The organism is Myxococcus stipitatus DSM 14675, assembly GCF_000331735.1.
Taxonomy (GTDB): Bacteria; Myxococcota; Myxococcia; order Myxococcales; family Myxococcaceae; genus Myxococcus; species Myxococcus stipitatus.
Map to the genome: position 1 here is coordinate 2,406,268 of NC_020126.1, position 22,027 is coordinate 2,428,294.

Here is a 22,027-nt window from a genome sequence, read left to right on the forward strand (position 1 = left end):
GCCGCGCGCCGCTTCCTCATCGCCACCGTTGCGCGCCGGGTGTGTGAAACGTGTCGGAGCGCTCCGGGCGAAATGCGGGGGTGGCGTGTCGAGTGCGGTCCCTGCCAGTGCAAGCGGGTGGACGGCGAGCGCCGGTTCAGCACCGCCCTGTGCAAGGAGTCCTGACGATGGGACCCGGCGCCGCTCCAGACGAATGTGCGCACTGCGCCGGTGAGATAGGAGCATTCACCTCGCGCTGCACCTGCGGCGAGCCCGAGCAGCCGCGGCGTAGCGGCACCGTCGAGGGCGGTGTCATCCGTCAGCTCTCCGTCAGCCAGGTCGAATCGTTCGACCCGGAACAGGTGGGTGGCTGCCCCCGGCGCTGGTACTTCGAGCGCATCGAAGGGCGTCGGCCCGAGAAGGTCAAGGCCCAGACAGACGGCGACATCGGCCACGCGCTGCTTGCAACGCACCTGACGGGCGGCGCGTTGCCCAAGCGCTCGCGGATGCTCAAAGCCGTCAAGGGAGCCATCGCCACCGGCAAGCTCCCGGCGCCGGGGCCGCACCTGCTTGTCGAGCGGCGATTCGACGGGCAGGGCAAGGCGGCGGACGGAAAGCACCTCCCGCTCGACACGAGCAAGACACTTTGGCTTGGTGGCCTGCCGTGGGACGGGTACGTCGACCTCCGCTACCGACGCGAGAGCGACGGCGTGGTGTGCGTCGTTGACCATAAGTTTTCGAGCGACATCAACCAGTTTGCGAAGTCGAACGGGGCGCTCATTCGCACCGTGCAGATGCCGGTCTACGCGCTCGACTCGCTGCGAATCTGGCCGGACGCAGACCGCTTCCTGCTCGCGCATCACTATGTGAGTCGTCGCGGGGTGGACTCGTTTCCTCGGGGCGAGATCGTCACCGTCGAGCAAATCCACGGGCGCGCCAGGGAGGTCGAGCAACTTGTCGAGCAGATGCAGCAAGTCGCCCGTGCCACCACGCAGGACGACGTTCCACACAACCGCCGCGCGTGTGACGCGTGGATGGGGTGCCCTCACCAATCGATTTGTAAGGCATTTAAGAAAGGAAAAGCCATGGCTGTGTTGGATGACCTGTTGACGGATGAGGACCGCGAGACGTTTGGGTTGCCGCCGAGGGGGGCGCCGAAGGCCGCCACGAACGCGCCCGTTGAGATCATCAGCCAGACCGATGTGACGACCGAAGAAATCCCGTTGGTGCTCGGGGGCGCCGAGCCGCCCGTCCCCCTGCCCGTGGCCAGCACGCCCCAGGCCCAACCCCCGCCCGCGTGCGGTGACTGCGGCGCGGAGCTCACGCCCGAGAACGGCTCGCGTCTCACGTCAGGCGCGTGGAAGCACATCGGGTGCCCGGCGGGGAGCGAGGCCACCGCCCAGCCGACGAAGCGCCGGGGGCGCCCGCCGAAGAAGCAGCCCGAGGCGTGCACTGTCTGCGGAGAGCCGGGCGCGCATACGCTGCCGACCTCGGGTCTCCAAGAGCACGTTGGGTGCAAGGGGCGCCCGGAGGGCGAGTCGCCTCCGTACACGCCCGTGTTGGTCGACGGTCCGCGCCTCGACGGGCACCGCGTGCCTGACGAGACCAGCGCCACGCTTCCGCCGGCCTCCGCGGAGACGACGACAACGAGTGAGCCCACCAGTCCCTCGAGCGAGTTCATCAGCCGCAAGCCGACGGTTGACGTCGCCGAGCGCGCGCGCCTGATCAGTACGCACCCGCTCGCGGGCACCCTGCGCGTGGAACTCGACGTGTCCGGCCGGCTCGCCTCCCTGCTCGAGCGCATCGCCGACGCCCTGGTGAAGCGGTGAGACGCCCTCGGCGCCGACGCTTCGCGCGCCCCACGTGGCGCACTCGGACGCCCGAACCACGCGAGGAACCGACGGAAGCCGAGTCTCAGCTTCGCGAGGGCCTCGGCGAGGGTGGCTCCGGATGCAGTCGGACGCGCCCGCTTTACGAAGTGGAGGACCCGCAACCGTGAGCTCCATCCTCGCCGCGCTGGGGCCCATGCCCAAGACGCTAATCACCATCGACTTCGAGTCGTTCTGGTCGTCGCATTTCCAGATGAAGAAGATGACGACAGAGTCCTACGTTCGGGACCCACGCTTCGAGGTCATTGGCGTTGCCGTCAAGGTGAGCACGCGCCCATCAGTCTGGATGGAAGAGGCGGACTTCCGAGCATGGGCGCGGGGCGTCGACTGGAGCACCGTTGCCGTCCTCCACCATCACGCCCACTTCGACGCCTTTGTGCTCTCCGAGCGGTTCGACATCCGACCCGCGTTCCTCTGCTGCACACTCAGCATGGCGAACGCGCTCCAGGGGCCAGGGCAGGGCGGCAAGCTCGCCGTCCTCGCGGAGCGGTATGGCGTCGGTGTCAAAGGCAAAGAGCTCGATGAGACCCAGGGGAAGCATCGGCGCGACTTCACGCCGGAGGAGTGGTTGCGCTTCGGCGTGTACGCGAACAATGACAACGACTTGGCCCGCGCGCTGTTCGACCTCATGGTCCGGCGGCTCCCCCGTGAGGAGCTCTGGCTCATCGACACGACGGTCCGGATGTTCACCGAGCCGGTGTTTCGCGCGGACCAGGCGGTGCTTGCCGCAGCGGCCGAAGGGGAGCGCGCCCAGAAGCGCAAGCTACTGCTCGGAGTCGCGTCCTCCGCCGGCGTGAAGTTGCCGTCGGGGGCCACGGACGAAGAGGTCGCCGAAGCGGCCGGCGTAGTGCTGCGGTCCGACCCGCAGTTCGCGAACGTGCTTCGCTCCTTCGGAGTAGAGCCCGCGACAAAGCCCAGCAAGAAAAAGGGTGGCGTTGGCTATGCCTTCGCAAAGACAGACCCAGCGATGCAGGCCCTGCTTGAGCATCCCGACGAGAACGTGCGCGCCCTGGCTGAGACGCGCCAGGAAGTGAAGTCGAACATCATTGAGACACGAAGCGAGCGCATCGCCGCGATTGGTCGGCGGGGCGCGGTGCCGTTCTACCTCAAATACTGCGGGGCCCACACGCACCGGTGGTCCGGCGGGGACAAGATGAACCCGCAGAACTTCAACCGGGGCACCGACGAGAACCCGGGCCAGCTTCGCGCGGCCATTCTCTCCCCTCCGGGGTATGTGCTCGTGGTGGCGGACTCCAGTCAGATAGAGGCGCGGAAGACTGGGTGGGTAGGCGGGGAGACTGCCGTTCTAGATACGTTCCGCCGGCTCGACGCGCTCGGGTACAACGAGAAGGGCGAGCCGGTCGGTGACTTCTACTCAGAACGCGGGTCCGTCTATTTCGGTCGGGCGATCACCAAGAAGACGCACCCCGTGGAACGCCAGACATCCAAGGCCATGGAACTCGGTCTCGGGTTCGGCATGGGGTGGTTCGCTTTTTCCGGTTCGCTACTCAAGGGCTTCCTTGGCGCTCCACCTGTGCAGTTCGGCGTCAAAGAGGTCGAGCTGTTCGGTGTGAACGTAGCGCGGTTCGCGTCCGAGCCACTCTGGTGGAACGGCCCGACGGGCGCCGCCGAGGTGGCGCGTTTGCGGGAGAGCGGAGCGCGCCTTCCGAAGGCGAGCGAGGACCAAGCCGGGGCATTCCTGCTTCACTGCGCAGTAACACATCACCTGGTTCGCCTGTATCGCACGAGCAACGCGCGAATCGCAGCGTACTGGGAGACGTGCAAGAAGCTGATTGAAGTTATGGCACAAGAGGGCCCGCCGGACGCTGTTCGTGTGCGTCTTGGCCCTATCGAAGTGATGCACCAAGCGATCCGCAAGCCCAATGGCATGGTGCTCCACTACCCCAAGCTCCACCGCCGGGGCGACGGGTACGTCTACTGGGGGAGCAAGTCAAACCGGATGCAGTGGGTCAAGGTCTACGGAGGCTTGCTGACGGAGAACATCGTCCAGTCGCTCGCGCGCGACGTTGTCGCCGAGCAGGCCCTCTGGGTGCGCGCCGCTGGATGGCACGTTGCCACCACGACGCATGACGAGATTGTCTGCGTTGTCCCCGAGGACCAGGGCGAACGCTGCCTCGCGGACATGCGGCGCATCATGCGTACGCCGCCGGCCTGGTGCGCCGACTTGCCACTCAACGCGACAGGTGCCATCGCCAAGAGCTACGGCGATGCCAAGTGATTTGCGCGCAGAACACGAAATGTGCTATCGGTGTTCGGCAGGTTTGAAGGAGGCGCCCCGATGGATGCACGCCGCGGTGACTGGATTCAGACGTACACCCTCAAGCAGTTCTGGCCTCTGGACCCGCGCCCGGAGGATGTCGACATTCAGGACATCGGGCATGCACTGTCCATGCAGTGCCGCTTCACGGGGCACTGTCACACGTTCTACAGCGTCGCCGAGCACTGCGTTCGTGTGAGTGAGCGGGCCGGCACGTTGATGCAGCAAATCGGCGGCTTCTCCCACGACGTCATGCGTGCCATGCAATGGGGCCTGCTCCACGATGCCGCCGAGGCGTACCTGGTCGACCTCGCCCGACCGGTCAAGCATGACGAGTCCATGGCAGCGTATCGTCGGGCCGAGCGCCAAGTCATGATCGCCGTGCGCGCGAAGTTCGGTCTCGTCGGCGGGCTGCCGGACGAAGTGAAGGACGCCGACAACGACCTCCTGTGGACGGAGGCGCGCGACCTCTTCCCCTCGTGCCACCCGGCGTGGACGTGGCGCGGTGAACCGCTCGCGGAGCGTATCCAACCCATGACTCAGCCCGAAGCCAAGGCGGCGTTTCTCGCCCGGTTCTCGGTCCTGTTCGGTGCGGAGGTCGCACGATGACTGCAAACACCCCCATGTTGCGAAAGCCAAACAAGCCCCGCGCGCTGTGGACTGGCCCGGCGCGGAACGGCCGGTGCTCGGTCCTCTACGAAGGGGGCACCCTGCGTTTCGCCTGGGACAATGTCGGCTGCTGGAAGTCGACGGCGTATCAGCTCGGCACCGCGCTGGCTGAATTGATGGTCAAGCATGTGGCGCTGGAGAAGGAGGAGCAGGATGACCACGGGAGCATTCGCTCCCTCGCGGATTCCGTCCGACGCCTTGAGGAGGAGCGCGACACCCTCCGCGAGCGCGTGGCCACGCTGGAGAAGGAGGCGCAGGCATCCCGTGAGTCGTACCAGCAACACATCAAAGAGAATGCGAAGTACGTACGGCACCTCCAGGCCCGCGCCGACACTGCCGAGGCGCGCGTGAAGGAGTTGGAGGAACACAGCAGACAGCAGACCCAGCGGTGTGAGGACTTGGCGCGCCAGTGTCGCGCGGCCGAACAGCGCGCGGCGGACCTGACGGAGACGCTGGAGCGCAAGCAGATGGCCATCCACGGATTGATGGAGATGGCAGCGGACGCCTCCCAGCCCCCGCCCGCTCCGGCGAAGGAACGGGTCACGCTCGACGCAGCCGTCGCGGACATGCCCCCGTGTGGTGGCTGCGGCATCGCCATGTGTCCAGGGTGCGCCTCGCTCAACGTCGAGCCCACGCGTCTTCGCGGGGCGCCGCCGGCTCAGGCAGACGGTGGCGTCTGGGAGATTCAGCGGCGGATTCCTTCGAAGCCATTCGATGAGCTCTCTACGACAGAGCAAGATGGTCTGCTCTCTGTCTTCCGGGAGGCGCCGGCGGCCGAACTGGATGCCACGCTCGCGGCGGTCAACGCCTTCAGTTTCCGAGACTGCCCCGCCCACTACCGGGACGGAGCAGAGGACGGTGCCGAATGAACTGGCTCAGGCAGTACGGCTACTCCGTCGCGATGCTCATCGGCTGCGCGACCTCCGTGACGTTCGCGTTTGACGTTCCCTTCTATCGCGGCTGCGCCGCAGGGCTCAGCTTCTTCATCCTCGTGGCGGCCTCAGTGCGGCCGTTCTTCGAACGCCACCAGTCGCCGGCCCGACCTGGAATGTCGAACGACTTCCGCCACTGAGGCCGCCATGACCATCGCCTTCCTCGACTTCGAAACTACGGGGTTGGACCCCCAGCGCAACGATCCGATTGAGGTCGCCTGCGTCGTCACCGATGACAGGTTCCGTGAGTTGGGCGCGTTCGAGTCGCTCATCCGTCTGGACTCTGCTGCGGAGTGGGACGCGCCCGCGCTGGAGATGCACAAAGCGTCGGGCTTGTACGAACTCGCGTGCGAGTCGGAGCACGATCTCGACCTCGTACGGTTTCGGCTGGGCGTGTTCCTCGAGCCGTTCTTCGCTGCCGGTCCCGTCAACCTCGGCGGGAACTCGGTGCACTTCGACCGCTCGTTCCTCCGGTTCTTCTGGCCGCAGCTCGAACTCAAGCTCCACCACCGGCACCTGGACGTCAGCTCCATCCGGATGCTCGCCGAGCGCGTGTGTCCGGGCGCGCCGCAGCTCCCCGGCGAGAAGCCCCACCGGGCGATGGCCGACGTCCGGCGCAGTATCGCCGAGCTCCACCACTGGACCGCTGTACTTCGGGGGCAGCCGTGACTGACTTCGTTCGACTCCGATTCAAGAAAGACTTCCAACGCATCGTTGCGATGCGCGAGCGGGAGCAGGCCGAACAGCTCCGCTCGCGGCGGGGAATCCAGATGATCGGGCGGGAGTGTGCCGGGTGCGGCGGCCCGCTGCTAGGGGCCCGCGGCCATGCCGACAACTTCGACCGCTTGTGTATGCGGTGCCGGCCCACGTCTGCGCAGAACGCAGAACGTGGAGCGGTTCTGCCATGAACCCAGTCCACTTTTCGAGCGCATCCGCGGAGTGGGCGACTCCGCGAGACTTGTTCGCCCGGCTCCACGCTGAGCACGAATTCACGCTCGACGTCTGCGCGACAGAAGAGAACACCGTCCTGCCACGCTTCTACACGCGCAATGACAACGGGCTCGCGCAGGACTGGGCCGGTGAGAGGTGTTGGATGAACCCGCCGTACGGCACCGCGAAGCATGCGTGCAAGCCGGACTGCGCGAAGAAGGCGTGCGAGAAGCGGGGGCAGCACATCCCCGAGTACGTCCCGGGCATCCAAGACTGGGTCGAGAAAGCCGCGACGTGCGGCTCTCTCGTGGTGGCGCTCCTGCCCGCGCGTACAGACACGCGTTGGTGGCACCGCCACATCTGGGACGTGGACCGCGACGCCCCGCGGCCAGGTGTTCGCGTGAAGTTCTTCCGGGGCCGGTTGAAGTTCGGCGGACGCAAGACGGGCGCGCCGTTCCCATCCGCGCTGGTGACGTTCGGAGTGCAGTCATGATGCGCCTCAAGAGGATTGCTGGTTGGGGAGCGGTGGCAGGTGCCTCGCTCGCCGTTGCCGACTGCGTCCCTGGAATCATCGGAGACGTTGCTCCTGTGTTTTTCGTCGCCGCCGTGTTGCTGGCGCTGCGGGAGATTCTGTCGTGAGGTACGGCTCTGTCTGCTCGGGTATCGAAGCGGCGACCGTCGCATGGCACCCGCTCGGCTGGGAGCCCGCTTGGTTCGCGGAGATCGACGCTTTCCCCTCGCGCGTGCTCGCGCACCACTACCCGCAGGTGCCCAATCATGGAGACTTCACCGGAATCGGCGCCGACGCTGGCCCCATTGACCTCCTCGTCGGAGGCACGCCCTGTCAGGCATTCAGCATCGCCGGACTCCGAGAGGGGCTCGACGACGAACGCGGGAACCTCGCGCTTGAGTATTGCCGACTTGCTGCTCGTCTTCGGCCGCGCTGGCTTGTCTGGGAAAATGTCCCCGGTGTCCTTTCCTCATGGTCCGGCGCTCAGCCGCCGAGTGAGTTACAGCCTGGGGAGCGATGGGAAGGTGAAGAAAAAAGTGATTTCGGGTGTTTCGTCAACGCCCTGGTTGAACTCGGGTATGGCATCGCCTACCGAGTGCTGGACGCTCAGTTCTGTGGAGTTCCACAGCGCCGCCGTCGAGTCTTCATTGTCGGATATCTTGGAGACTGGCGACGTGCCGCAGGTGTACTTTTTGAGTCCGAGAGCTTGCGCGGGAATTCTCCGACGCGCCGCGAAGCGGGGGCGGAAGCTCCCCGAGGCGTTGCGGTTAGCGTTGGAGGCCACGTCGCTCACACCCTGAGGGGCGAAGGCTTTGACGCCAGCGAGGATGGCACCGGTCGCGGCAACGATTGGCGTGCCGCGACCGGTTCTCCAATTCCCTTCGACACGACGCAAATCACCAGTAGGACGAACAGGGCCCACCCCAAAGCGGGTGACACGGGTCACCCGCTGGCGGCTCAGGCACATCCACCGGCCATCGTCTTTCACCTCACACAGGACCCCATCAGTAGCAGGCGCGTCGCGCCTGCTATGAGCGCGGGCAACGGGCAGGGGTGCAGCACGTTGGGCGTGGCCTACGGTCGGAACAACACGTCGGGTCCGATTCCGACGGCCGGTGCCCTCACCGCGAAGGGGGGCACCGGCCGTATGGACTTCGAGACTGAGACGTTCATTCTCCAGCACCAGGCCCGCAGGCTCACGCCGCGAGAGTGCGAGCGCCTCCAGGGCTTCCCTGACGATTACACAGCCATTCCCGGCGCTGCGGACGGCCCGCGCTACAAAGCCCTCGGCAACTCCATGGCCGTCCCAGTAATGCGTTGGATTGGCCAACGTATCCAGCGCATCGAGCGAATCGTGTCGGGGGTGAGGTGATGCCTCGCATCCGGAACAGAGCTAGGTCTCGAAACCGTAGGCGGCTCCGCGCCGTGCTGTTCGCGACACTCGGTAGCCGGTGTGGCATCCGCTCCGACGCGTGCGCTGGTGAGCTCACCGCGGACAAGTTCGAGGTGCACCACGAGGACGGCTGCACTTGGGACCAGCGCAGCGTCAACGCGGAGACGCGGCTGTATCGCTACCTGCGCGAGCTGCGCCAGGGCGTTCGTCTCGCGGCGGCGTGCAGGCCGTGCAACGGAGCACTGAATCAGGCCACATACGGAACGAGGGAAGAGAGGGAAGCGGCATGAGCAAGGCACCATGGCGACGCATGCGCTCGTGGAAAGGCGGGTGGGTTGAGGGAGTCGCAACCGAACTCCGGCTGGAGTGTCACGATACTGGGCGCCCGCCCCAGTACGAGGGCGAAATCAACACATGCCGTGCCGGTTGTGTGTGCGATCAAGGCGAACTCCGTACAGACGCCGCGCGGTTGATGAAGCAGTCCGCTCTCGGCATTCGGCTCGCCCGCCGGTCCGACGGGTCATGCACCCCGGTCGGCGAGGTCGCTGTCGGCGGCGAGGATAACCGCGTCCATGTGCCACCGCGCTCTCCGCTACCGCGCATGCCGAAGGCGCTGACGCTCGCGTGGTTTTTGGCCAACGGGTGGGAGGGCTCGACGGTTGAGCGGCGCGGGATCGAAGTGAAGCTGGTTCATCCGTCGGGTGCGCAGATGAGGCTGCGCGCCACCGCGCTGGGGGATGTGACATGACCCTCGAGGAGTCCATCGCGGAGGCGGTGCGCGCCGCCGTTGCTCCGCTCGCCACCGAGGTGAAGCGCCTCGCCGCCGAAGTGGATCGGCTCCGGCGTGCGATGCCCGCACAACTCGTCACCGCACGCCGCGCCGCTGAAGTGCTCGGCGTCAACGAGCGCACCGTTCGGCGTCGCATCCAGGACGGGACCATTCCAGCCAGGCAGGTGGGCAAGCGACTCCTTGTAGACCTGGCCGCCGTCAGCCACGCGCCAACGGAAGACGAAGTCAACCGGTTGGTTGAACAGATCGCAAAGTGCACATAATGTGATCTGATGGGAAAGACCCCGAGGAAGAGGCAGTACGGAAGTGGCAGCATCGTCCCCCCCGTAAGACCCGGTGGAACGTGGGCGATCCGTGTCCGCGTCGGCAAGAAGCGGCACTATCAAGGCGGGATACCAACGCGTGAGCTCGCGACACAGGCGCTCGCGAAGTACCAAGCAGAAGGCGCGGCCGAAGAATTGGGTTTGCCGCGAGCGAAGGCGTCCTCCAGCCCTATCGAAGACTACGCGCCCGCGTTCCTCGCGCGACGTAAACTCACTCACGAGGCATGGAAGCTAGACGCCCAACGATGGAACCGGCATGTGGGCCCGTTCTTCGGACGCTTCGATCCCACCAAGGTCGATGCGGGACTGATTCGTAGATTCATTGAAGAGAAGTTGACGGCGAAACTCTCACCGTCGTCTATCCGAACCTATATTGGGCTCCTCTCGAGCCTGTTTGAGGAACTCGTAGAGGATAAGATTTGTGATAAGAACCCAGCGCGCGGTCTGCCGCAACGAATCACAAGGATGTTGGTGCCCACGTACGACCCGCGGACCACGCCGTTTGTCGAGCGCTTGTCCGACGTCCGGCGCATCTTCGCGCTACTCGAGAAGCCACTCAACATCGCATACGCGATTGGAGCGTTCGGCGGCCTCCGGACGTCGGAAGTCTTCGGTCTGCGGTGGCGAAGCGTTGACCTCGAGGCGCGGCGCATTCACGTCCGTGAGCAGCGCGGCAGGAAGTGGGATGGTTCGCCGAAGCAACTCAAGGACAAAGACAGCAGGGTGGTTCCAATCCTCGACGCGCTCTTGCCAGTCCTGACCCGCTGGAAGCTCGAGACGGGGGGAGCGAGCGACGTCACCGTGATCCCTGCCCTTCGGTCAGACGGTAGTTGGATCGGGACAAACACTCCTGGGCCCAAGCTCCGTGCGGTACTGAAAGAGCTCGGGCTCGCCCGCCCTGGTCTCGGTTGGTATGAGGCCACGCGTCACACCTTCGCGAGCCAGTGGGTCATGAACGGCGGGACTATCGAGAAGCTCAGGGAGATTCTCGGACACTCGACGGTCGCCATCACGGAGCGCTACGCCCATCTCCGGGTTGACCTCTTCAGCCCGGCGGACCTTGAGCGGATCCCGGGCGATCTGGTTGACACCCCTGCTCCGCTCGTGCCGCTGGTCGGCACCAAGGTGGTTCGGTGAGCCATCCGACAGCGTTGGGCCGAGATTGACCAGAGCAACAGGAAAGCGGCGGCTAAATAGTCGAAACTACTGACCGCGTATGGAACAGCGCCAGAACATCTCGATATGCCGCTCTGACATTCTCTTTTCGTCACCCCTCGTGCTCACCCCAATGAGCCACCGCCTCTATATCACGCGGAGGCTGGGTGCGTGAGACGGCGGCCCTCAGGCCAGGCCTTCCCCACGCGGGGACGCCCGCTACGGCTTGGACAGACCCCGGAGGAACGCGATGTCTCCAAAGTCCCACAGCCGGGAGGGATGCGTGTCGACATCCAGCGGCAATCCATTCCAGTTGACGACGGCGGAGCTGGTGGCGCCTCGCAGGTGGGTGAAGACGCTCAGGCCCGCGAGCAGCACGAAGGTCAGCACGAAGCCGCGCCTCCAGACGGGCCTGGGCGACGAGGCCGCCATCCTCAGCCTGTCCACGACGGGGACCAGGAAGTAGCAGAGGTACGGCGTCATGTCCGTCATGTAGCGCGGCCCATACGAGTGCCCCGCCCACCAGTGCGGGAAGCTGGAGACCGTCAGCCAGTGCAGCACGAGGATGAGTCCGAACGCAGCCGCCTCCACCCGGTGGCTCTTGTCACGCAGCTCCAGGAACAATCCGTAGAGCGAGAGCAGGAAGATGGGGGAGTAGATGAACAGGCCGCGGGCGGGGCTCACCAGGTTGCCCGCGAGCGCCTCCGCCATCAGCGCGCCGCTCTGGGGCGCGATGCGTCCCGCCTGGAAGTACGGCGGGAGGATGGCCGAGTAGACGCTCCAGTTGTAGGCGAAGAAGGTGGCCGCGACGAGGAGGCCCATGCCGCAGTAGGCGAGGAAGAAGCGGCGGTAGCGAATCGCCACCAGCAGCGAGAGGACGATCACCGACAAGCTGTTCGTCGGCCGCATCACGTAGGAGAGACCCACGAAGAGCCCGGCCCAGGCCGCGCTGGAGGGGACTCGCCGGGCGCGGACCAGCAGCCACAGCGCGATGGAGAGCATCAGCACGGACGGGCCATGCTGTCCCAGGTCCCGCGTCGCGGTGGACCAGACGGAGCTGCAGAAGGCGAAGACCCCCGTCACCACCAGCGCCCACCGCCAGGGGAGCAGCTCCGACGCCATGAGCTGGATGAACACCGCCGCCAGCCCCATGAACAGCGAGGCGAGCACCATCTCCGTGGTGAAGAAGAACGACGCGTCGATGTTGCCCACGCGCGCGAAGTTCTTCTTCCAATTGGAGACCCCCTTGTTGAGCTTGGGGAAGTGCTCCGCGACGGGCGCGACCAGGTTCACCCCGCCGTTGAAGACCCAGATGGGCCCCAGGGCGAGCAGCGCGGAGCCCACCGGGAAGAAGTTCCGGTACTTCCCGTCGATGACCTCCACCGCGCCGGGGTAGTAGTGGAAGGCGTCCTGGTACTCGTTCAGGTCCGCGTTCCCCTCGCGGATGACGCTGAAGACGGTGGGCAGGCTCCAGAACAGGTCCCCGACACCCTTGATGGGGCAGCACTCGTAGACGACGGTGACGACCACGAAGACCAGCGCGAGACTCCAGCGAGGTCCTCTCGATGATGACTGCTTCAACGCGCGCTCCTGTCTCGGTGCGGGAGGGCGGGTGCCCGGGAGGCTGGCTTCTAGCACGCTCCCGGTGGGCAGGTGGCACGCGAGGTCAGGTGACCATGTTCGTGTTCATGAACTCCTGGAGCAGCAGGATGAAGGCGTCCCAGTTCCCCTTGTTCTGCACCCACTGTTGGAACTTCTGGTAGAGCGCGATGGCCTTGCCGTTCTGTCTTCCCAGCCCTTGGGCCGTCGTGTCGAGGTCCAGGTTCGCCGTGTCCGCGAGGTCCTCCACCAAGTTGATGGCCTCCGGGAGTGACGTCGCGTCCGTGAGCAGCGGCAGGTAGGTCTGGATGATGCTCTTGACCATCTTCCCCACGGCCGCCCCCCACTTGGGCGGGGAGCGGATCTTCTCGAACTCCGCCAGGAGCCCCATCAGGTTCGACCGGGTGGGGGTCACCTTGCCGTACTTCTCGGCCAGGTCCAGGAGGGAATGGGCCAGCGCGCCGATGGCTGAGTTGGGCGTGCCCTCCGCGAGGAAGAGGTTGTTCGGGTTCTCGTTGATTGTGTAGAGGATGGCCGAGGCGAGGAGTTGTTCGTTCTTGAAATCACCGCTCAATCCCAGCATCGCGCCCAGCTTCAGGAGGGCCTTCTTGTCGGGTTTGTTGCGGATGACCGCCTCGTTCCAGGCCTCGCGGAGCAGGTGCTGGGGGATGACATGGCGGCGATGCAGCCAGTTGCCACTGCTGTCCTTGTGGCTGGGCATCCCCTGCTTGAAGGCCTCCCGGAAGTCGATGCGTGACTCCGAGATGAGGTGCTCGTTGACGAGGTACTTCCTCTTCCGGGCCTTGACCGTCAGCAGGATGGACGCGACGATCTGCTGGGCATTGCTCGTCAGGCTGCTCTGCTCCTCGTCATCATCGCTGCCCACCTGGCCGCAGTAGTCATGGGGGCAGAACTTGACCTTCGCGTTCTCGGCGTCGAAGCGGATCAGGCAATTGCAGACCGTGCAGGACTGCTCGGGCAACCCTTTGGTCTTCTGCTTGGACGTCGTTATCTCCAGGAGCTTCCCGCCACAGTACGGACAGCGGCAACTGGGATGCTTGTCATCGGAGGCCCAGTAGAGGCCGCAGGTGAAGACCTTGCATTGATAGGACGTGTAGGTCGTCTGGCGCTCGATGCGCGCTTGCCGGGTGGGCTGAACCTTCTTCGGGCCGCTGATGGAGACGGTGCGGGTCGAGGTGGCGACTCTCGTGGGGGGCCTGAACTTCTTGAAGGAGCGACTGAGGACGGGTGTCGGAATCGTCGTGGTCGTCGTGGTGTCGGAGGTGTCCATGTCCTCCTCCTCCTCCGCGTAGTCCGCTCCACAGACGCTGCAGTAGTCCAGGCTCATTCCGACGATGCACTCGGTCCTGCCCTGGCAGTCCTTGCAGATGTTCCGACTCAGCTCGGGGACGTCGTCTGGCGCCTCGGCGGAGACGAAGGCCCGTTTCTCTCCACAGAAGGGGCACCGCTTGCTGGGCCTGGAGGAGAACCAGCCCTGATTGCAGCTCTGGCAGCAATAGAAATACACGACGAATCCCCCTCGAGGGTCACCCACGGCCGGCGCTCGTGAGGAGGCCGCGCACCACGAATCGCTCGGCCTGGAGCAAGTTGCATGCCTCAGGTGTCATCGCCGGGAATCCGGAGGGATGCCTCGGGTGATGGCGGCGCGGTGCGTCCCGCGGGAATCCGACTGCGTCCTGTTGGAACGCGAAGGGGTTACCGCCGGAAGAACGCTTGCTGTTGGAAGCGCAGGCCGGCGAGCACCTGCTCCACGCGCGTGGCGGACAGCGAGCCGATGCGCTCACCCAGGCGGGACTTCTCGACCGACGAAATCTGCGAGACGACCACCACGCTCTGCTTGGGGAGGTTGCCTTCGCCCACGTCCAGCAGCACGTTCCCGGGCTCGGTGGCACGGTGCGGGTTGGAGGTCAGCGCGCACATCACCACGGTGGTGATGCGCGAGTGGTTGAAGACGTCCTCCTGCACCACGACGTACGGATGCGAGTAGTCCGGGGTGGGCCCGCGGGAGTCATCCGGGGCCACCCAGAACACGTCGCCTCGGTGGATGTCCTCGGACCGTGGGCCTGCTGTGGGGGGCGTCGTCATGTCGCGCCCGCGAGCCTCTCCCGCGAGGTGCTCCGAGGCAAGTCGCCGGAGTCGGCTCCTCGGTGTCGGTTTTCGTCGGAGGGCGGGGGCGCTTGATAGGGGGCTCATGACCCATCGCTTTCGCTTGTCCGCTTTGCAGTGGGTGTCCTCGATGGTGCTCCTGGCGAGCAGTGCGACCGCCATGGCGAAGGGCGTGGAGCGTCCGGAGTCCGTCGAGCTGCGCTGGAAGGTCGCTCGTGCGCCCCAGCGCTACGTGCTGAATGTGCGGCGGCTGCCCGAGAGCACGGGGCTGATTCGCCATGAGCCTTCCGCCGTGAACCTCTGGGGACTGCCGGAGGAGGAGCGGGTGAAGGGGGGCGAGCTGCTCATGCCGAGTGAGCTGGAGATGGCGGCGGAGCTGACGCGCCTGCCCTCGGGAGATGTCTCCGCCCAGGTGAAGATGACGCGGGTCGTGGACGCGTCACCGGAGAAGGACGCTCCGGCGGACGTGCGCAGGCGGCGGATGTTCAAGGACCTGGAGGGCCAGGTCCTGGCCACGTCGTCGCTGATGGATATCGGCGTCATCACGGCGCAGCTGACGCCCGTGCAGCACAACCTGGTGGCGCTCCTGTTCGAGCTGCCGGGGCGCCCCGTCGCCGTGGGCGACACGTGGACGCACAGCGCGGACCTGGTGGGAGCGCGCTCCCTGGCGGAGCTCTTCTGGGAGGAGGAGCGGAGCGTGCGGGTCAACCGTGTCCGGCTCTCGTCGCTCGTGCGCGAGGCCAAGGGGCGGACGGTGGCCGTCATCGACTTCACCCTCATGGCCGAGGACAAGGGCGAGTACGTGAGCTGGGGACCGGGACGCAAGCGCGTCCCGGCCTCCGATGCGGCGTACTACGTGGGGCGGGGGGAGTTCCTGGTGGAGGAGGGCCGGTGGCGGACGCTCTCCGGAGAGCTCTCCCTGCGTGCCTCGGGGGGCGTGCTGGCGATGGACTCGGCGCATCGGTTCACGATGACGCCGGTGGACTCCACGCCAGCGGGTCGCCTCAAGGCTCGTTGAGAATCAGCAGGCCGCGAGCGAGGTCTACGAGATACACGTAGCCGTCCCCGGGGACGCGGATGCCGATGGCACCGTCGAGGAGGTCATCGGTCCGACCGGGGTCCGACTCACGATAGGTGTTGAAGTAGGCCACCTCTCGCGGCTGGGTGGGATTGGAGACATCCAGCACGCGCAAGCCCTCATGGTAGTAGGCGATGTAGAGCAGCGTGTCCTTGAGGATGACGTTGTGGATGGAGGTCTGGGGGCGCAGCTTGTAGCGGCCGATGAGCTGGATGTTCGCCGGGTCCGTCACGTCCAGCACCCGCAGGTGCGTGCCCGAACCCTCACCGCCCTCGAAGGCGATGGTCTTCCCGGCGAAGGTCCCCACGGCGCTCGCGTGACTCAACGGCTCGCGCCCGTCCACGGAGAAGGTGTAGCGGCCGAGCTGTCGCGGGTTCTGCGCGTCCTTCACGTCGAAGACGACGTAGCCCGTGGAGAACTGGTTGACGTAGAGCCGGTCCTGGTAGGCGAAGGAGTCATGGGCGGAGGGCACCCAGGACACCTCATCGGGCGTGACGAGGCGGTTGAGGAGGACCGGCTCCAGCGGCGAGGAGATGTCGAAGATGAGCGTCTCCCCGGTCACCGCCGGAGCCGGTGACACCGCATACAGTCGGTTGCCGTCCACGAAGAGGGTGTGGACGTTGATGGGCGCGCCCGTGGGCAGGCTGCGCACGAAGACGGGGTCGGCGGGGTTGGAGATGTCGAAGACGATGACTCCCGTGGCCTTGCTGGCGATGTAGAGCGCGTCGTCCTTGGCCCAGGCCGCGTTCCAGTAGGAGTCACCGGGGATGGTGATGCTCTTCTTGATGACGGGATGGCTCGGGTCGCTGACGTCGACCACCGAGAGTCCGCCCGGGGCCTTCGTGTCGAAGTCGTCGATGGACACGACATAGGCGTGCTTGCGGTGGACGAAGACGTCCGCCGGGCGCCGGGTCTGGACGTGGGTCTCCGAGACGAGTCGCAGCCCCCCCGACGACTCGGACTCGCCTCGGCCCCACGTCATCCGCGCGGCCTCGAACGTGCCCGAAGCGATGAACTTCCCGTTGTTGCAGTGGGCGAAGCAGCCCGTCACCGTCCCCGGTCCCGAGACGCCGCAGCCCGCCAGGACCATCTGACGGAAACTGGTCCGTCGAGGGACCTTCACCGAGAACTGGAAGCTCCCCTGCAATTGCTGTCGAACGAGCGGATGGCCCACGAAGTACAAGCTGCTCATGGTCCCGGTGCCGCCGTCGGGTGGGACTCGGAGTCCCACGGCGTCGGGTTGGCCGGCGGTGTCTCGCATGTCCACCTGGTAGATGCCGTGCGGGTCCAAGGTGGCAAGCGAGGCCAGGTCACACTTCGAGAGGTCGAAGAGCGTGGGGTCGTCGCAGTCGACGTTGGTCCCGGTGGGGGGTGTGTAGGAGCAGGACGCGAAGGCGCCCCGGTCGACCCAGTCGGAGGGCTCGACCAAGGGCGTGTACGTCCCATCCCAGGGCTCCACGGGAGGGGGCGGGGGCTTGGGTTCGGGCTTGTCGGAACAAGCAAGACCCAGCGAGACGACTCCAATCAGGACTGCACGGAAGGGGAATGCCGCGAATGCCATGTCGTGGGCTCCTGTCGCTGGGCCATGTCCATGCGGACATCGCCACCAGTCAGTGCCCACACCGTAAGTGCGCGACTGAAACAGGATAGGCCCCACTCCCGCCGTCGCCGTGCTGGAGTGCACGCGACAAGGGATATTCGGGCCCGGACGAGGAGTGGTGTTAGCCTGGAGGATGGCTCCGGGCGCGGAGCAGGCGCATCGGTTCACGATGACGCCTCCACGCCCGCGGGTCGCCTCAGAGCTCGTTGAGAATCAGCAGGCCGCGAGCGAGGTCCACGAGATACACGTAGCCGTCCCCGGGGACGCGGATGCCGATGGCACCGTCGAGGATGCTCTCGGACCGGCCGGGGTCCGACTCACGATAGGTGTTGAAGTAGGCCACCTCTCGCGGCTGGGTGGGATTGGAGACATCCAGCACCCGCAAGCCCTCATGGTAGTAGGCGATGTAGAGCAGCGTGTCCTTGAGGATGACGTTGTGGATGGAGGTCTGGGGGCGCAGCTTGTAGCGGCCGATGAGCTGGATGTTCGCCGGGTCTGTCACGTCCAACACCCGCAGGTGCGCACCCGTGCCCTCACCGCCCTCGAAGGCGATGGTCTTCCCGGCGAAGGTCCCCACGGCGCTCGCGTGGCTCATCGGCTCGCGCCCGTCCACGGAGAAGGTGTAGCGGCCCAGCTGCCGCGGGTTCTGCGCGTCCTTCACGTCGAAGACGACATAGCCGGTGGCGTACTGGTTGACGTAGAGGCGGTCCTGGTAGGCGAAGGAGTCGTGGGCGGAGGGGAACCAGGACACCTCATCGGGCGTGACGAGGCGGTTGAGGAGGACCGGCTCCAGCGGTGAGGAGATGTCGAAGATGAGTGTCTCCCCGGTCGCCGCCGGAGCCGGTGACACCGCATACAGCCGGTTGCCGTCCACGAAGAGGGTGTGGACGTTGAGGGGAGCGCCCGTGGGCAGGCTGCGCACGAAGACGGGGTCGGCGGGGTTGGAGATGTCGAAGACGATGACTCCCTTGGCCTTGCTGGCGACGTAGAGCGCATCGTCCTTGGCCCAGGCCGCGTTCCAGTAGGAGTCTCCGGGGATGGTGATCTTCTTCTTGATGACAGGGTGGGTCGGGTCGCTGACGTCGACCACCGAGAGTCCGCCCGGGGTTTTCGTGGCGGAGTCGTCGATGGACATGACATAGGCGTGCTTGCGGTGGACGAAGACGTCCGCCGGGCGGTGGGTCTGGACGTGGGTCTCCGAGACGAGTCGCAGCCCCCCCGACGACTCGGACTCGCCACGGCCCCACGTCATCCGTGAGGCCTCGAACGTGCCCGACGAAAGGAACTTCCTACCGCTGCACTGGGCGAAGCAGCCCGTCACGGTTCCAGGGCCTGAGACGCCGCAGCCCGCGAAGACGGAGTGAAGGAAGCCGGTCGGGAAGGTGAACCGCGCCGAGAGCAGGAAGCTCCCCTTCAACTGCTGGCGGATGAGGGAGGTGGGAAGGGTGTAGCCGACGTTGACGGACCCGGTGCTGCCGTCCACGGGAACTCGGAAGCCCGCGAAGTCAGACACACCGGAGTCGTGGCGCATGTCCACCTGGTAGATGCCGTGCGGATCCAGGGAGTCGAGCGTGGCTGTGTCACACTTCGAGAGGTCGAAGAGCGCGGGGTTGTCGCAGTCGATGGGAGTCCCCACGGGGGGCGTGAAGGAGCAGGGGGCGAAGACACCCCGGTCGACCCAGTCGGAGGGCTCGACCAAGGGTGTGTAGGTCCCATCCCACGGTTCCACGGGAGGGGGCGGGTGGGGTTCGGGCTTGTCTGAACAAGCGAGGCCCAGCGAGACAACTCCAATCAAGACCGCATGGAAGGGGAATGCCGCGAACGTCATGTCCTGGCTCCTGTCGCTGGGCCATGTCCAGGGGGACATCGCCACCGGTCAAGCGCCCGCACCGTAGGTTCTCGAGTGGAACGGAGCGGGCGCTATTCCTGGCATTGTCTGGCCGGAGTGCACACGACAAGGGCTATTCGGGCAGGGTGCAGCGATGTGTTAACCTGTGGGGTTATCCCGGGCCCCCCGTCCCCATGGCTCCATTCCGGAGCAGCAGCGCCGCGCGCTTGATGGCGGCGCGGATGCGGACATAGGTGCCACAACGACAGACGTTGTCGCTCATGGCGGCGTCGATGTCCGCGTCGGAGGGCTGGACGTTCGTGCGCAGCAGGGCGACGGCGGCCATGATCTGCCCCGGCTGACAGAAGCCACACTGGGCCACGTCCTCGGCAATCCAGGCCTCCTGAACAGGATGCAGCCCCGACGCGCCCAGCCCCTCGATGGTCATCACCTCGCGGCCGGTCAGCTCGCCGACGGGGTGGATGCAGGGACGGAAGGCCTCGCCATCCAGGTGGCTGGTGCACGCGCCGCACACACCCACGCCACAGCCATACTTGGGTCCCTTGACGCCCAGGACATCGCGCAGCACCCAGAGCAGCGGCACGTCCGAGGGCAGCTCCACCGACACGCTTTGACCATTGAGGATGAACTGATGGGCCGGCATGGTCAGACTCCCTTGTCGAGGATGGGAAAGCGGGTGGGCATCGTGCCGGTCGCCCGGGCCAGGGCGTTGCTCAGGGCCGCCGCGGCGCTGGGATAGCCCAGCTCCCCCACGCCGCCCACGCGGTCATCCGACCGGACCAGGTGTACCTGGATGTCCGCGGGGACGTGCTTCATGCGCAGCCAGTGGTAGTCCGCGAAGCTGCCTTCACGCACGGCGCCCGAGTCGATGTGGATTCCCGCGCTCAGCGTGGTGGACATCGCGTCCACCGCCGCGCCTTGCAGCTGTGCCTCGATGCCCTTGGGGTTGATGGGAAGCCCCACGTCCGCGGCGATGACGATGCGCAGCACCTTGGGCTCGGGCCCCCTGACGTCCACCTCGACGAGGTGGGCGATGGAGCTGTTCCACTCCTCCAGGACGGCGGCACCCTGGGCGACGCCCGGCGGCAGCGCGCGACCCCACTGTCCCTCCGACACCACCTTGTCCAGCACGGCCTCGAGCCGCGAGGACGTGAGCCGCGAGCGCCGCAGCTCCACCGGGTCCACCTGGAGCTCGCGCGCCACCTGGTCGATGAACACCTCGTTGGCCACGCCCACCTGGCTGGTGAACACCGAGCGGAAGGACGCGGTGGGCACGGGGAGGGGGACCTCGCGCAGCTCCTGCGTCACCAGTCCGAACCGGTAGGGCAGGTGCTGGGTGAGCGTGAAGAACACGGCGCTCGTCACGTCGGGCAAGAGCTCCCCGACGAGCGCGGTGACGGCGTCGCCGAAGCCGTGCGGAAACTCCACCGTGGGAATCGCGGCGCGGTGATTCCAGCCGAGCAGCCCTCCACCCGGGCCCACGTGGGCGAGGATGCGGTGGTGGCTGGCGGGGCGGAAGCGCCCGTGGCGCATGTCGTCGTTGCGGCTCCACATCAGCTTCACGGGCTTGCCGACCGCGCGCGACACGAGCGCCGCCTCCACCGCGGCCTCGTTGAAGAACCTGCGGCCGAAGCCGCCACCGGCCCGGAGGACGTGCACGGAGACCTGGTGCGGCGCGAGCAACCAGCCCAGGGCCTTGGCCACCTCGCGCTGGGCGAACTTGGGGTCCTGGGCGCCCATCCAGATGTCCGCCTGGTTGCCGCGCACGTGCGCCACGCAGCTCTGCGTCTCCATGGGCGCGTGGGCCAGGTAGGGGAAGTCGAAGCGTCCCTCCAAGGTCCGCGCGGTGAAGAGCGGAGGCAGAGGCCTGGGGCCGATGGCGTCGCGCAGCTTCGCCCGGATGTCCCCGTCGGACAGCGCGCTCGCGGGCCCCGGCTTCCAGGTGATGCTCAGCGCGTCCCGCGCCGCGAAGGCCTGCGCGAAGTTCCGCGCCACCACGGCCACGCCCGACTCCAGCCGCACCACGCCCACCACGCCGGGCATCGCCCGCGCGGCGGTGTCGTCGAAGGACTGGAGGGTGCCTCGCAGCGTCGGAGGACGCGCCACGACGGTGGGCAGCGCGTCGGGGAGGTCCAGGTCCAGCGCATACCGGGCCGCGCCCGTGACGATGTCACGCGCGTCGATGCGTCCGGTGGGCTGGCCCACCAGCGTGTACTCGCTGGGGTCCTTGGGCTGCGTGGAGACCAGGGGCAGCAGCACCCGCGCGGCCTCCGCCGCCAGCTCGCCATAGCCCAGCTTCCTGCCGTCGGGCGCGAGCACCTCGCCGCCGACCGTGGTGAGGGGGAAGGCCAGCACCTTCCAGCGCAGGGCCGCGGCGGTGACCAGCCGCGCGCGCGCATCCGCCGCGGCGGCGCGAAGCGGGCCCGCCAGGTAGCGCATCGACGAGGAGAGTCCGGTGAGCTGGATGAGGTAGCGCGGGTCCGCGTCGGCGCTGCGCACCTCGACCCGCTCGAGAGGCAGGTCGAGCTCCTCCGCCACGAGCATGGCCACGGCGGTGGTGATGCCCTGGCCCATCTCCGTGCGCGGCAGCGTGGCGACGACGCGCCCCGTGTCCTGGATGGCAATGGACAGACTGAGGGCCGTCTCGGACGGTGTCTGGGATTCCGACGCCGCCTCGGCGGAAGGAATGTCCAATCCCAACCGCGCGGCGACCATCAACGTGGGCGAGGCGATGACCCAGGTCAGGAATCGACGCCGGTCCAACGTTCCGGGCGCGGCTGTGTCCTGCTCGAGCGTTTCCGACATGGCGCGGAGGAAAGCACAGGATTCCGCGACACCCAAGGAATGGCCAGGTCGGCCGCCGGAAGCCGCACACCGGGCGTTGGAATGTCCAAAAGCAAAACGCCACGAGCCGGGTGGCGGAGC

General features: G+C 66.6%; 21 protein-coding genes. 14 read left to right on the forward strand and 7 right to left on the reverse strand.

All coding sequences use genetic code 11. The features are described 5' to 3' along the window. Nucleotides 1-167 precede the first annotated feature (167 nt). The 13 genes from MYSTI_RS09650 (at nt 168) to MYSTI_RS41660 (ending at nt 10,831) form a co-directional block, all read left to right on the forward strand. Complete coding sequence (locus tag MYSTI_RS09650; RefSeq protein WP_015347553.1) at nt 168-1,808, forward strand: PD-(D/E)XK nuclease family protein; 1,641 nt, start codon at nt 168-170, stop codon at nt 1,806-1,808. Between the two features lie 166 nt (nt 1,809-1,974). After that, entirely contained in the window at nt 1,975-4,107 is a 2,133-nt protein-coding gene (locus MYSTI_RS09655; protein WP_015347554.1) for a bifunctional 3'-5' exonuclease/DNA polymerase family protein, read from the forward strand. A gap of 60 nt (nt 4,108-4,167) precedes the next feature. Further along, nucleotides 4,168-4,755 carry a YfbR-like 5'-deoxynucleotidase gene (locus MYSTI_RS09660; protein WP_015347555.1) on the forward strand — a complete coding sequence of 196 codons (588 nt, stop codon included), beginning with the start codon at nt 4,168-4,170 and terminating at the stop codon, nt 4,753-4,755. Further along, entirely contained in the window at nt 4,752-5,684 is a 933-nt protein-coding gene (locus tag MYSTI_RS09665) for a hypothetical protein (RefSeq protein WP_015347556.1), read from the forward strand. Before MYSTI_RS09660 ends, MYSTI_RS09665 begins: the two co-directional genes overlap by 4 nt. Further along, on the forward strand, nt 5,681-5,887 hold the full coding sequence (locus MYSTI_RS09670; protein WP_015347557.1) for a hypothetical protein: 207 nt from the start codon (nt 5,681-5,683) through the stop codon (nt 5,885-5,887). The genes MYSTI_RS09665 and MYSTI_RS09670 overlap by 4 nt, the downstream gene beginning before the upstream one ends. 7 nt (nt 5,888-5,894) lie before the next feature. Beyond that, a complete protein-coding gene (gene orn, locus MYSTI_RS09675) occupies nt 5,895-6,416 on the forward strand; it encodes an oligoribonuclease (RefSeq protein WP_015347558.1) in 522 nt (173 codons plus the stop codon). A 235-nt stretch (nt 6,417-6,651) separates the two neighbouring features. Continuing rightward, entirely contained in the window at nt 6,652-7,170 is a 519-nt protein-coding gene (locus MYSTI_RS09680) for a DNA N-6-adenine-methyltransferase (protein WP_015347560.1), read from the forward strand. Next, nucleotides 7,167-7,316 (forward strand): hypothetical protein, encoded by a 150-nt coding sequence (locus MYSTI_RS44505; protein WP_015347561.1) that lies wholly within the window; start codon nt 7,167-7,169, stop codon nt 7,314-7,316. The genes MYSTI_RS09680 and MYSTI_RS44505 overlap by 4 nt, the downstream gene beginning before the upstream one ends. Next, entirely contained in the window at nt 7,313-8,560 is a 1,248-nt protein-coding gene (locus MYSTI_RS41305; RefSeq protein WP_015347562.1) for a DNA cytosine methyltransferase, read from the forward strand. Before MYSTI_RS44505 ends, MYSTI_RS41305 begins: the two co-directional genes overlap by 4 nt. 53 nt (nt 8,561-8,613) lie before the next feature. Next, a complete protein-coding gene (locus MYSTI_RS09690; RefSeq protein WP_044279429.1) occupies nt 8,614-8,871 on the forward strand; it encodes a hypothetical protein in 258 nt (85 codons plus the stop codon). A gap of 182 nt (nt 8,872-9,053) precedes the next feature. Continuing rightward, nucleotides 9,054-9,329, forward strand: a complete 276-nt coding sequence (locus MYSTI_RS09695; RefSeq protein ID WP_144370036.1) for a hypothetical protein — start codon at nt 9,054-9,056, stop codon at nt 9,327-9,329. After that, nucleotides 9,326-9,634, forward strand: coding sequence for a helix-turn-helix domain-containing protein (locus tag MYSTI_RS09700; protein WP_015347565.1), 309 nt, complete (start codon nt 9,326-9,328; stop codon nt 9,632-9,634). Before MYSTI_RS09695 ends, MYSTI_RS09700 begins: the two co-directional genes overlap by 4 nt. Before the next feature lie 9 nt (nt 9,635-9,643). Beyond that, on the forward strand, nt 9,644-10,831 hold the full coding sequence (locus MYSTI_RS41660) for a tyrosine-type recombinase/integrase (RefSeq protein ID WP_015347566.1): 1,188 nt from the start codon (nt 9,644-9,646) through the stop codon (nt 10,829-10,831). A gap of 237 nt (nt 10,832-11,068) precedes the next feature. Here MYSTI_RS41660 and MYSTI_RS09710 read toward each other — a convergent pair whose 3' ends face one another. The 3 genes from MYSTI_RS09710 to MYSTI_RS09720 all read right to left on the reverse strand — a co-directional run bounded on the left by MYSTI_RS09710 (nt 11,069) and on the right by MYSTI_RS09720 (nt 14,554). Then, nucleotides 11,069-12,430, reverse strand: a complete 1,362-nt coding sequence (locus tag MYSTI_RS09710) for a hypothetical protein (protein WP_144370037.1) — start codon at nt 12,428-12,430, stop codon at nt 11,069-11,071. An 85-nt stretch (nt 12,431-12,515) separates the two neighbouring features. After that, nucleotides 12,516-14,003, reverse strand: coding sequence for a hypothetical protein (locus MYSTI_RS09715; protein WP_144370038.1), 1,488 nt, complete (start codon nt 14,001-14,003; stop codon nt 12,516-12,518). 161 nt (nt 14,004-14,164) lie between these two features. Then, entirely contained in the window at nt 14,165-14,554 is a 390-nt protein-coding gene (locus tag MYSTI_RS09720; RefSeq protein ID WP_015347569.1) for a type II toxin-antitoxin system PemK/MazF family toxin, read from the reverse strand. A 106-nt stretch (nt 14,555-14,660) separates the two neighbouring features. On the opposite strand from MYSTI_RS09720, the gene MYSTI_RS09725 reads away from it, so the two are divergent. Then, nucleotides 14,661-15,593 (forward strand): hypothetical protein, encoded by a 933-nt coding sequence (locus MYSTI_RS09725; RefSeq protein ID WP_015347570.1) that lies wholly within the window; start codon nt 14,661-14,663, stop codon nt 15,591-15,593. On the opposite strand, the gene MYSTI_RS09730 is transcribed toward MYSTI_RS09725, so the two are convergent. The 4 genes from MYSTI_RS09730 to MYSTI_RS09745 form a co-directional block, all read right to left on the reverse strand. Then, the gene (locus tag MYSTI_RS09730; RefSeq protein WP_015347571.1) at nt 15,580-17,214 is read right to left on the reverse strand and encodes an LVIVD repeat-containing protein; all 1,635 of its coding nucleotides are present in this window, start codon (nt 17,212-17,214) and stop codon (nt 15,580-15,582) included. The genes MYSTI_RS09725 and MYSTI_RS09730 overlap by 14 nt on opposite strands. A gap of 235 nt (nt 17,215-17,449) precedes the next feature. Continuing rightward, complete coding sequence (locus tag MYSTI_RS09735) at nt 17,450-19,081, reverse strand: LVIVD repeat-containing protein (RefSeq protein WP_015347572.1); 1,632 nt, start codon at nt 19,079-19,081, stop codon at nt 17,450-17,452. A 172-nt stretch (nt 19,082-19,253) separates the two neighbouring features. After that, entirely contained in the window at nt 19,254-19,745 is a 492-nt protein-coding gene (locus tag MYSTI_RS09740; RefSeq protein ID WP_015347573.1) for a (2Fe-2S)-binding protein, read from the reverse strand. A gap of 2 nt (nt 19,746-19,747) precedes the next feature. Then, nucleotides 19,748-21,907: a xanthine dehydrogenase family protein molybdopterin-binding subunit gene (locus MYSTI_RS09745; RefSeq protein ID WP_015347574.1), complete on the reverse strand. Its 2,160-nt coding sequence runs from the start codon at nt 21,905-21,907 to the stop codon at nt 19,748-19,750. Nucleotides 21,908-22,027 lie beyond the last annotated feature (120 nt).